Source organism: Nocardioides pelophilus (assembly GCF_014180685.1).
GTDB classification, from domain to species: Bacteria; Actinomycetota; Actinomycetes; order Propionibacteriales; family Nocardioidaceae; genus Nocardioides; species Nocardioides pelophilus.
Genome location: NZ_JACEHF010000136.1, coordinates 1 through 11,151, shown reverse-complemented (window position 1 = coordinate 11,151; position 11,151 = coordinate 1). Strand labels below are relative to the sequence as shown.

The 11,151-nt window shown below is 71.7% G+C and carries 9 protein-coding genes; 8 read left to right on the top strand and 1 reads right to left on the bottom strand.

Translation table 11 applies throughout. The features are described 5' to 3' along the window. The first annotated feature begins 954 nt into the window (after positions 1 to 954). From H0488_RS17865 to H0488_RS17830, 8 genes are all read left to right on the top strand, one after another. Complete coding sequence (locus tag H0488_RS17865) at positions 955 to 1,323, top strand: VOC family protein (protein WP_312856412.1); 369 nt, start codon at positions 955 to 957, stop codon at positions 1,321 to 1,323. 82 nt (positions 1,324 to 1,405) lie between these two features. Next, positions 1,406 to 2,401: an ABC transporter ATP-binding protein gene (locus H0488_RS17860; protein ID WP_183100594.1), complete on the top strand. Its 996-nt coding sequence runs from the start codon at positions 1,406 to 1,408 to the stop codon at positions 2,399 to 2,401. Further along, positions 2,401 to 3,246, top strand: a complete 846-nt coding sequence (locus tag H0488_RS17855) for an ABC transporter permease (RefSeq protein ID WP_183100593.1) — start codon at positions 2,401 to 2,403, stop codon at positions 3,244 to 3,246. The genes H0488_RS17860 and H0488_RS17855 overlap by 1 nt, the downstream gene beginning before the upstream one ends. Continuing rightward, entirely contained in the window at positions 3,243 to 4,067 is an 825-nt protein-coding gene (locus H0488_RS17850) for an ABC transporter permease (protein WP_312856411.1), read from the top strand. The genes H0488_RS17855 and H0488_RS17850 overlap by 4 nt, the downstream gene beginning before the upstream one ends. A 105-nt stretch (positions 4,068 to 4,172) precedes the next feature. After that, entirely contained in the window at positions 4,173 to 5,369 is a 1,197-nt protein-coding gene (locus tag H0488_RS17845; RefSeq protein WP_183100592.1) for a delta-60 repeat domain-containing protein, read from the top strand. 107 nt (positions 5,370 to 5,476) lie between these two features. Further along, a complete protein-coding gene (locus H0488_RS17840) occupies positions 5,477 to 6,070 on the top strand; it encodes a DM13 domain-containing protein (protein WP_183100591.1) in 594 nt (197 codons plus the stop codon). Positions 6,071 to 6,239: 169 nt separating this feature from the next. Beyond that, complete coding sequence (locus tag H0488_RS17835) at positions 6,240 to 7,979, top strand: S8 family peptidase (RefSeq protein WP_183100590.1); 1,740 nt, start codon at positions 6,240 to 6,242, stop codon at positions 7,977 to 7,979. Positions 7,980 to 8,030: 51 nt separating this feature from the next. Continuing rightward, positions 8,031 to 10,718, top strand: a complete 2,688-nt coding sequence (locus tag H0488_RS17830) for a putative bifunctional diguanylate cyclase/phosphodiesterase (protein ID WP_183100589.1) — start codon at positions 8,031 to 8,033, stop codon at positions 10,716 to 10,718. Positions 10,719 to 10,746: 28 nt separating this feature from the next. Here H0488_RS17830 and H0488_RS17825 read toward each other — a convergent pair. Next, a partial coding sequence (locus H0488_RS17825; RefSeq protein ID WP_281369697.1) for an IclR family transcriptional regulator domain-containing protein occupies positions 10,747 to 11,151 on the bottom strand: 405 nt, incomplete at its 5' end.

Here is an 11,151-nt window from a genome sequence, read left to right as displayed (position 1 = left end):
GCCTGGTCGTCCCCGGCGGGACGGTCGCCCTGGTGCAGCCGCTGTCGGTGCTCGGGGCGCGGGACGCCGGGCCGGTGCGAGCGGCCGCGGCGGTGGCCGGTGCGGTGACCGACCTGTGGGTCGCCGACCGGCCGGTCTTCCGCGGCACGACGGTGCTCGCGTGCGTCCCGGTCGTGCGGATCGGCGAGGAGGGCGGTCCGGGTCCCGACGACTGGGGCCGGCTCGCGGCGCCGTACTTCGGGATCCCGGCCGTCACGCTCGACGCCGGTGCCGGCACCCTCGACGACCTGGCGACGTGCACCGCCGACTTCCGCGACCAGTACTACGGGCTCGTGCCGCACGTCCGCGAGGCGGGCGCCGGCGGNGTGCCGCACGTCCGCGAGGCGGGCGCCGGCGGCGCGCAGCCGGGGGAGGCGCCGTTGGTCACCAGCGGGCTGATCGAGCCGGGTGCCTGCGAGTGGGGGCGGCGTCCGACCCGCTTCGCGCGACAGCGGTACGACGCGCCCGTGGTCGACGTCGCCGCCGTCCGGGCGGGTCCGCTCGGCTCCTGGGTGGACGCCCGGCTGGTGCCGAAGGTGCTCGTCGCCGGTCAGGGGCGGGTGATCGAGGCGGTGGTGGACGAGCGCGGTGCGTGGCTGCCATCGGTGCCGGTCGTGACGGTGGTCCCGGGCGAAGCCGCCGACCTGTGGCGGATCCTCGCCGTGCTTCTCGCGCCCCCGGTCGTGGCCCACGCCGCTGCGCGCTACCTCGGCACCGGGCTCTCGCCGGGGTCGGTCAAGGTCAGCGCCCGGCAGCTGGCCGCGCTGCCGCTGCCCGTCGACGAGCGCCGATGGGCGGAGGGTGCCGACCTTGCGCGGTCCGGGCACGTCGCCGAGGCTGGAGCGGTGATGACCGCTGCCTACGGGATCGATGCTGCGGACGGCGTGCTCGCGTGGTGGCTCGGACGGCTCGGCCGTGGCTGAGTTCCTGTCCGACGGCGTCGAGCTCTTCGCGACGACGTGCGTGCGCGACTTCGCGACGGCGTACCCCTGGTGGGAGCGGCTGCTCGGCGGTCCGCCCTCCTTCAAGGCCCACGAGCGGGAGGCCGTCTGGGAGATCGCACCTCACCGCTGGCTGGTGGTCGAGGAGAGGCCGGAGCACGCAGGCCACGCGACGCACACCGTGTTCGTGTCCGACCTCGACGCCCGGGTCGCCGCGCTGGCCGCGCGGGGCATCGAGCCGAGCGGGCAGGAGACGTACGGCGACGGCGTGCGCAAGGTGGTCTACCGCGACCCGGACGGCAACGAGATCGGCTTCGGCGGCAACCCGGCCGAGCCGGACTGACGGACCGCGACCGGCACACCCACGCGGGGAGGGGCCCGGTTAATCGAAGGCCCTTGTCGTCGCCGGTCCCTACTATCGACGGGTGAGCGACACCCTCCCGGACAGCACGGCGGCCGATGCGGCGGAGACCCCGCTCCACGACGACGCGCAGATCGTCGCCCGCGGCCTGTGGAAGCGGTTCCAGCAGGGTTCGGGTCCCAGCTTCGACGCGGTCAAGGGCATCGACCTCGAGGTGCGCAAGGGCGAGGCGTTCGGTTTCCTGGGGCCCAATGGCGCCGGCAAGTCGTCGACGATGCGGATGATCGCGGGGGTGTCGCCGGTCAGCGACGGAGAGCTGCGGATCTTCGGCATGGACCCGGCCGTCGACGGGCCGACGATCCGGGGCCGGCTCGGCGTGTGCCCCCAGGAGGACAACCTCGACCAGGAGCTCAACGTCTTCGACAACCTCTACGTCTACGGCCGCTACTTCGGGCTCCCCAAGCAGGTGGTGCGCGAGCGGGCGGGCGAGCTGCTGGAGTTCGCGAAGCTCACCGAGAAGTCCAAGGCCAGGGTCGACGAGCTGTCGGGCGGCATGAAGCGACGGCTGACCATCGCCCGCTCGCTCATCAACAAGCCCGACCTGCTGCTGCTCGACGAGCCGACCACGGGCCTTGACCCGCAGGCCCGCCACCTGTTGTGGGACCAGCTGTTCCGGCTCAAGCACGCCGGCGTCACGCTGGTCCTGAGCACCCACTACATGGACGAGGCCGAGCAGCTCTGCGACCGCCTGGTCGTGATGGACAAGGGCGTGATCGTCGCCGAGGGGGCACCCCTCGAGCTGATCCGGGCCCACTCGACCCGTGAGGTGGCCGAGCTCCGGTTCGGAGCCGGTGAGCACGCCGCGCACGCCGAGCTGCTCGGCGACCTGGGCGAGCGGGTCGAGGTGCTGCCCGACCGGCTGCTCGTCTACACCGAGGACGGCGAGGAGGTGCTGGCGCGCACCCACGAGCGAGGGCTCCAGCCGCTGGCCACCCTCGTGCGGCGCTCCTCGCTGGAGGACGTCTTCCTCCGGCTCACCGGTCGGACCCTGGTCGACTGATGGCGGTCTCGACAGACTCCGACGCGGTGGCGCCCGACGCGCCGCCCGCGGCCCCGCGCGACCTCCCGTTCGTCGAGGGCGTCCAGCGGCAGGTCGACTACTGGGCCATCGTCTGGGCCCGCACCTGGCGCGGGGTCATCGTCTCCTCGTTCCTGTCGCCGTTCCTCTACGTCCTGGCGATGGGCGTGCTGCTGGGCGGGTTCATCGAGGCCGATCCCGACGAGCTCGAGGGGGCGACGTCGTACCTCGCCTTCGTGGTGCCGGGCCTGATCGCCGCCCACGCGATGCAGACGGCCGTCTCCGAGACCACCTGGCCGGTCATGGGCATGATCAAGTGGCAGCGGATCTACGAGTCGATGCTGGCGACACCGCTGCAGCCGCGTCACCTGGTCGGCGCCCACCTCGCGTCGGTCGCGCTGCACCTGAGCGCGACCTGTGGGCTCTACACGCTGGTGATGCTCCCGTTCGGCGTCTTCGAGTCCTGGTGGGGGCCGATCCTCGCCTTCGCCTCCCAGGTGCTCTGCGGGATGACGTTCGCGACGCTGGTGTACGCGTTCTCCACCCGCAACCGGTCGGAGGAGGGCTTCGGCGTCCTGTTCCGGCTCGGTGTGTTCCCGTTGTTCCTGTTCTCGGGTGCGTTCTTCCCGGTGAGCAACCTCGGTGACGTCGGGTCGTGGCTCGCCCGGCTGACCCCGCTCTGGCAGGGCGTCAACCTGTCGCGGATGTTCGCGCTCGACAACGTCACCTGGTGGGTGGCCGGCCTCAACGTCGCCGTCCTGGTGGTGCTGATGCTGCTCGGCTGGCGCTGGTCGGTCTCGGGCCTGACGAAGCGGATGATCACGTGAGCACCCCCGCATCGACGCAGCTGCTCGCCTCCAACACCACCGAGGTCCGGCCGCTCACCCGGGTGGCCGCCACCCGGCTGCTGGTGCTGCGCAACTACATCGTCTACCGCGACGCGTGGAAGCTCTTCCTGACCGGTTTCCTGGAGCCGCTGTTCTACCTGCTCTCGATCGGCATCGGCGTCGGCGCCCTCGTCGACAGCTTCGCGGTCGGCGGCAAGGAGGTCTCCTACGCGACCTTCGTCGCGCCTGGCATGCTCGCCGCCTCGGCGTTCAACGGGGCGCTGCTCGACTCGACGTTCAACGTCTTCTTCAAGCTGAAGTACGTCAAGCTCTACGACCAGATGCTCGCCACCCCGCTGTCCACCGGCGACATCGCCCGCGGCGAGATCGCGTGGGGGCAGCTGCGCGGGTCGTCGTACGCCGCGATGTTCCTGCTGGTGATGCTCGCGATGGGGCTGATCGAGTCGTGGTGGGCCGTCCTCGCGCTGCCGGCCGTGCTGCTGATCGGGTTCGCGTTCAGCGCGGTGTGCATGGCGGCGACGACCTGGATGCGCAACTTCCAGGACTTCGACAAGATCACGCTGGTCCAGCTGCCGCTGTTCCTGTTCTCCGCGACCTTCTTCCCGATCGACACCTACGCCGGACCGGTGCGCTGGATCGTCGAGTGCACGCCGCTCTACCGCGGCGTCGTGCTCTGCCGGGAGCTCACGACCGGCACGGTCTCGGAGGCGTCGCTGGTCTCGGTCGTCTACCTCCTGGTGATGGGGGTGGTGGGCCTCATGGTGGTGCGCCGCAGGCTCGACACGTTGCTGCTCACCTGAGTCGTAGTCGTCGCCCATGACCCCCAAAACAGGGGACGTCAGGCGGCCTGCTCGGTCGTAGCGTCGGCGGCACCGGCGCGGCGCGCCGCTGAGGAGGGATCGACGATGAGACCTGGGACGAAGCGCGGTGCTCTGGTCCGGACAGTCCTGACAGCCCTGGCGACCCTGCTGGCGACCCTGCCGGCGCTCGGGTGGCCCGCTGCCGCCACGGCCAGCCCGTCGCCGGTGACGGTGCCGACCGCGAAGGTCGATTGCGTCGTGTACGACGAGGCGGCCGGCCGGTGCGCGGTCGCCGGCGTGGTCTACGCGATCGCCCAGATCGGTGACCGCACCTACATCGGCGGCGACTTCACCAGCGTGTCGGGACAGCCGCGGAGCAACCTGGCGGCGATCCGGGCGGACGGCACCCTCGACCCGGCCTGGACCCCGGAGGCGGACGGCGTCGTCTACGCGCTGGCGGCCTCCTCCGACGGCAGCAAGGTGTTCCTGGGTGGCACGTTCACGGCCGTCAACGGGCAGCCGCGCCGACTCGCCGCCGTCACCTCGGACACCGGCGACCTGGTCGCGGGTTGGACGACGACGACGTCCAACAACACCGTCCGCGCGCTCGTGACCGACGCGGGCAACCGGCTGTACGTCGGCGGCAGCTTCAGCCGGATCGGCGGGCGCGACATCAACCGGCTGGCTGCGCTGAACCAGACGACGGGTGCCGTCGACCCCGCCTTCGCGCCGCGGCCGTCCTCGACGGTGCGCGCGCTCGCGCTCAGCGAGGACGGCACCCGGCTCTACGCCGGGGGACCGTTCGCCACGATCGGCGGCCTGTCACGCCCCGGCGCCGCCGAGCTGAGCTCGCTCACCGGGCAGGTCACGACGTTCGCTCCCACCGACGGTGGCGTGGTGATCTCGATGGACGTCTCGCCGTCCGGACGTCTCTTCTTCGGCACCACCAACAACCGCACCTGGGCGTACGACCCCAGCAGCAGCGGCACCCCGCTCTACCGCGTGCGCACCTCCGGTGACGTCCAGGCGATCCTGGCGACCGAGGAGGAGGTGTACGTCGGGGGCCACTTCTCGGGATTCCCGGAGGCACATCTCGATCGGCTGCACATCGGCTCCTTCCTCGCCGAGGACGGCACGGTGACTGCTTGGAACCCCGGGGCCAACGGCTCCTACGGGGTCTGGGCGTTCGGGCTCACCCCAACCCTCCAGAGCCCGAACGCCCTGCCCGCCCTGTCGGTGGGCGGGGACTTCACCCGGGTCGCCGGCGCGGCCCGCCGGGGCTACGCACGCTTCCGGTTCTGAGGGCGCCGGACGTTTCAGTCGTCTACCTTCTGGTCATGGATGTGGTGGGCCTGGCGGCGGTACGCCGCGGGCTCGTCACGGTGCTGCTGACCTGAGGAGAGATGGCGATGGGCCGCAAGGGTGCGATCTGGCTGAGTGTCGGTGGGGTGCTCCTGGTCGTGATCGTCGTGGGCCTGTTGCTCTTCCAGCCGTGGCTGCTCTTCATCGACGACACGGTCGACGAGGCCGACGACACCGGAGAGGTGGTCGGCACGGCCTCGGACGGACTGTCCCAGACCGCGTTCCCGGAGACGCAGGCCAGCGACCCCCCGACCGACACCGAGGGCGACGACGAGCCGAGGCGGGTCGAGCTGGCCGCCGGCGAGTTCATCGACGCCGAGCACGGCACGTCCGGCCGGGCGATCATCTACCTCCGCGACGACGGCACCCGCTACCTGCGGCTCGAGGGGTTCGAGACGTCCAACGGGCCCGACGTCCACGTCTGGATCACCGACCAGGTCAGCGGCGGCGACTGCGAGGGCTGCAGTGACTCGTGGGGCATCTACGACGACGGCGCATACGTCGGGCTCGGGTCGATCAAGGGCAACATCGGCGACCAGAACTACGAGATCCCCGACGACGCCGACCTCGGCGACATGAGGTCCGTGGTCATCTGGTGCGACCGGTTCAACGTCGCCTTCGGCACCGCCGCCATCGCCTGATCGCCCGGTTCGAAAACTTTCTGAAGTTTTTCCTCAGCTGGGCTCGATCGGGGTCGATCAGGATCACTGACGCCCTCGCGCGCCTCGGTGAGACTCGTGTCCGCGGCACGCCGGCGCCAGTCGTCCGAAGCTTCACGCCTGTAGTGCCGACCAAGAGGTGGGATCTGCCATGCGTCCTCGATCGCATCGGCTCAGGGCCGCGGTCCCCGCGCTCTTGGCAGCGGTCCTGTCCGTCGCTGCTGCGCCCGCGCTCACCGGGCCGGCTCCCGCCGTCACCGCGGCGGTCTCGTCGACGAACCTGACGGCCACCCAGTCGGTGCTCGTCACCGGTGCCCGCGCCGATGTCCGGGACGCCAAGGCCGACCTGGCCGACGAGGCCGGCTACCAGAGCCTCCCAATCATCGGTGGCTTCGCCGCCGAGCTGACCGACGAGCAGATCGCTGACCTTCGGACGGCGGGGCTCAACGTCTCCGCCAACGAGACGGTCCGGGTGACCGACGCCGACTGGGGCGCCGACAGCCACGAAGCGTCCGCCGTCTATCCGCAGGTCGACGGCGCTCCCAGCGCCTGGGCGAGCGGGTTGGACGGCGCGGGCGTCACCGTCGCCGTCATCGACACCGGGATCAGCAACAGCGGCGACCTGGCCGGCAAGGTCATCGCCGGCTACGACTTCTCCGGCGAAGGCAGCCACACCACCGACAGCTTCGGCCACGGCACCTTCGTGGCCGGCATCGTCGCCGGGTCGGGCGCCGCCTCCGACGGCGCGGTGAAGGGCGTCGCGCCCGGCGTCAACCTGGTCTCGCTCAAGATCGCGGGAGCCGACGGCTCCAGCGACGTGATCCGGGTGATCTCGGCGATCCAGTGGGCGGTCAACCACGCCGACCAGCACAACATCCGCGTCCTGAACCTGTCCCTGGGCACCGACTCCACCCAGAGCTGGCGGATCGACCCGCTCAACGCCGCGGTCGAGGGTGCGTGGCACGCCGGGATGGTGGTCACGGTCGCCGCGGGCAACGCCGGCGCGGGCGGGATCACCAAGCCCGGGGACGACCCGTACGTGATCACCGTCGGCTCCAGCGACGACGAGACCACCGTCGACGCGGCCGACGACACCGTCGCCACCTTCTCCTCGACCGGACCCACGTCAGCCAACGTCGCGAAGCCGGACCTGGTCGCCCCCGGCGCCCACCTGGTCTCCACCCGCGCGCCCGGCTCGGCAGCGGACACCGCGTTCCCTGCGTCGCGCGTGGATCCTCTCTACTTCCGCGGGTCGGGCACGTCGTTCTCGGCTCCCCAGGTCGCCGGTGCCGCCGCTCTGCTCCTGCAGCAGCGTCCGGGGCTGACGAACGACGAGGTCAAGGCGCTGCTGACCGGCAGCGCGGCCGCCCTGCCGAACGTCCCGGTCACGGCCCAGGGGGCCGGCGCGCTGGACATCGAGGCGCTGCTGGCCGCTCCGACCGGTCCGGTCGCCAACCACGGGTTGGCGCAGTCGGACGGCTCCGGGTCGCCGTTCAAGTCCGAGGGCTCGTTGGCCAACGCCGGTGGGCCGCCCGCCGACCACGTGGCCTGGAACTCCGCGGCCTGGAACTCTGCGGCCTGGAACTCTGCGGCCTGGAACTCTGCCGCGTGGAACAGCTCGGCGTGGAACAGCTCGGCGTGGAAGTCGGCGCCGTGGGGGGCCAACGCGGGCACGACCTCCGCAGCCTGGAACGCGTACAAGTGGGCCAGCGCGGCCTGGAACGGCTACGACTGGAGCTCGGCTGCCTGGAACAGCGCCGCCTGGAACTCGGCTGCCTGGAACTCGACGGCATGGAACAGCTCGGCCTGGAACTCGTCGGCCTGGAACTCGTCCGCATGGAACGCGGGCGGCTGGGCCTCGACCGGCTTCTGGTCGGTCGCGTGGAACTGACACGCCGGATGAGTCGACGACCGCGATGACCGGCACGAGGAGCACCAGACGATGAGGGCAACTGCGACCAGCGCCCCGCGGGTGCTGTCCTCGAAGGGCATCACGGCCGTGTGCATCGGCGTCGGTGTCGCGGCTGGTGCGGCGACCGTCGGAGCCGGGTTCCTCGGCGGCACGACCGCGCTCGCGCACCCCGTGACGTTCGCGATCCTGACGGTGCTGCTCGTCTACACGCACCTCCGGCCGACCCGGCTGGTGCACCGGCACGGCAGCGTGGAGTCCGACCACCTGGACGAGGCGTTGCTGCCTCCGATGATCCTGATGCTCAGCCCGTTCGACGTGGCGGTCGCCGTGGTGGTGGCCACCGTCGCCGGCAACCTGGCCGCCCGGCGGGCGCCGATCAAGCTGGTCTTCAACGTCGGTCAGACGGTCCTGGCCAGCCTGGCCGGCTTCGCGGTCGCCGGCCTCATCGCGCCGGACACCTCCGCGCCCGTGACCGCGGCCGCGATCCTGGCCTGCGGCGTCGGCGCTCTCGTGTTCACGATGGTGTCGTCGGTGGCCGTCGCCGGGATCGTGCGGCTCGCCGTGGGTGAACCGGTCCTCGCCGGGCTCTGGGACCAGTGGCGCACCCGGGGCCTCGCGTCCTTCGGATCGCTCCTCCTGGGCGTCGTCGCCGGCGTCGTCGTCCGCGACCACCCCGAGGCCGTCGTACCGGCGATCGCCCTCGGCTGGACGATCGAGGCGGCGTACGTCGCCGTCGTCGTGCAGCGACAGGGACGACTCGCGGCCGAAGCACTGCAGCAGGGCGTCGTTGCGGTGCGCAGCTCCGGGGATCCCGATGCCGTGCGTGACCACCTGCTCGCCACCGCGAAGGAGGTGCTGCACGCCGGTGCGGCCGCGTTCGTGCCCGCCCGGGAGCCGAAGGTCTCGGGGGAGCTGCGGGTCTCGCTGGACGAGGAGACCGACCTGCGGGTGACGGACCGGATCGGCGGGGGTTCGTGGATCGACACCGAGCGCGACGCCCTGACGACCCTCGCGAACGTCGGGGCGGAGGCGTTGCGCAACGCCCATCTGCTCGCCCACCTGACGGCGATCACCGACGGTCAGTCCGAGGGTGTCCTCGCCGTCGACTCGGCAGGGGTCATCACCTTCGCCAACCCGGCTGCGTGCGCGCTGCTGGGCCAAGATGTCGACCTGGTCGGCCGGGACGCCGACGCCGTCCTCTCGATCGAGCGCGCGAGCGGTGCGCTGAGCCTGACCGAGCTGTCCGGCGCCGAGGAGAGCGTCCGTGACGACGACGCCGTGCTGCGGGTCGCCGACCGGCAGGTCCCGGTCGCGCTGACGGCCGCCGGGCTGCCCGCTCCCCAGACCGGCGTCGTCCTGGTGCTGCACGACATCACCGAGCGCAAGGCGTTCGAGAAGAAGCTGTCGTACCTCGCCTTCCACGACCCCCTGACCGACCTGCCGAACCGGCGCCTCTTCCAGGACCGGGTCGAGCACGCCCTGGTCAGGGCGAAGCGGCACAACACCCGGCACGCGCTGCTGATGTTCGACCTGGACCGGTTCAAGCTCATCAACGACTCCTACGGTCACCCGATCGGCGACGACCTGCTCGTCCACGTCGCCTCGCTGCTGCGCCGCAACATCCGTCCGGAGGACACCTGTGCGCGACTGGGCGGGGACGAGTTCGCCATCTTCCTGGAGGACATCGCCGACGCCCAGCAGGCCGTCACCGTCGCCGAACGGATCCTGGCCGACGTCGCTGAAGGATCGGTCATCGGCGGGCACGAGGTGTTCGTCAGCGCCTCGATCGGGATCGCGACGACCGACCACGCCGACTCGCTGGAGGCTCTGGTCGCGGCCGCCGACAGCGCGACGTACGCCGCGAAGGCGGCCGGCAAGGGCACCTTCCGGCTGTTCGCTGCCGCGACCGCCGAGGACCCGCGGGCCCGACTCGAGCTCGAGACGGCGTTGCGGCGGGCGCTCGACGACGGCGAGTTCGAGCTCTACTACCAACCCGTGGTCGACACGGTGACCAACGAGACGGTCGGCGCCGAGGCACTGGTGCGGTGGAACTCCGCCGACGGCGTGGTCACCCCGCTCAACTTCATCCACATCGCCGAGGAGACGGGCCTGATCATCCGGCTCGACGCGTGGGTGCTGGAGGAGGCCTGCCGCCAGACGCGCCAGTGGACCCTCGACCACCCGGAGCGCCCGCCCCTCAAGATCAACGTCAATCTCTCCGCGCTCCAGTTCAGCAGGTCGGCCATCGCCATCGAGGTCGCCGACATCCTGCGCCGCACCCAGCTCCCGCCCGACCAGCTCTGCCTGGAGATCACCGAGACGGGGATGATGACCGACACGGAGCTGACCATCATGACCCTCCAGGACCTGAAGGCGCTGGGGGTGCGGGTCGCCATCGACGACTTCGGCACCGGCTACTCCTCGCTGTCCTACCTCAAGCGGTTCCCGGTCGACATCGTCAAGATCGACCGTGCCTTCACCGCGGGGCTGGGGGTCAACGTGGTCGACTCCGAGATCCTCGCCGCGGTGGTCCGGCTGGCGGCCGCGTGCGAGATCACGGTCGTCGCCGAGGGAGTGGAGACCGTCGAGCAACGACGAGCGCTGATCGAGCTCGGCTGCCCGCTCATCCAGGGCTACCTCATCGCCCGGCCGCAGCCGGCAGCCCGGTTCGCCGAAGCCTGGCTGGCCCAGCCGATCGTCCACCGGCAGTCCGCCTGAGCCTGCAGCCGTCGCGGACCGGTCGACGCTAGCGCCGGCCGAGCCGCCGACCCAGCTGCTCGGCGGTGCGGACCGCGGCCGCGGCCAGCACGTCGACCTCGGCCGCGTCGGCCGGGAAGGTGATCGCGACCCCGGCCACCGGGTGCTGGTTGTGGTCGAGCACCGCCGCGGCGACGCTCGCCAGCCCGGGGGTCACCTCGCCGTCCTCACGGGCGTGGCCGCGCCGCCGGGTGTCGGTCAGCACCGAGCGGAGCGCGGTGAGGGACTGCGGGCCCACCCCGGTGCGGTCGACGAAGGCCGACCGGTCGGGGTAGAGGGCCCGGACCTGCGCGGCCGGCAGCCGGGCCAGGATCGCCCGCCCGCTCGCGGTCAGGTGGGCGGGCAGGCGCACGCCGACATCGGTGACGAGCGGGGGGCGGCCGGGCGCCCGCTC

What these genes read in the sequence shown, in the direction of transcription:
- H0488_RS17855 (WP_183100593.1), top strand. Translation starts at nt 2,401, where the DNA reads ATGGCGGTCTCGACAGACTCCGACGCGGTGGCGCCCGACGCGCCGCCC.
- H0488_RS17845 (WP_183100592.1), top strand. Translation starts at nt 4,173, where the DNA reads ATGAGACCTGGGACGAAGCGCGGTGCTCTGGTCCGGACAGTCCTGACA.
- H0488_RS17840 (WP_183100591.1), top strand. Translation starts at nt 5,477, where the DNA reads ATGGGCCGCAAGGGTGCGATCTGGCTGAGTGTCGGTGGGGTGCTCCTG.
- H0488_RS17835 (WP_183100590.1), top strand. Translation starts at nt 6,240, where the DNA reads ATGCGTCCTCGATCGCATCGGCTCAGGGCCGCGGTCCCCGCGCTCTTG.
- H0488_RS17830 (WP_183100589.1), top strand. Translation starts at nt 8,031, where the DNA reads ATGAGGGCAACTGCGACCAGCGCCCCGCGGGTGCTGTCCTCGAAGGGC.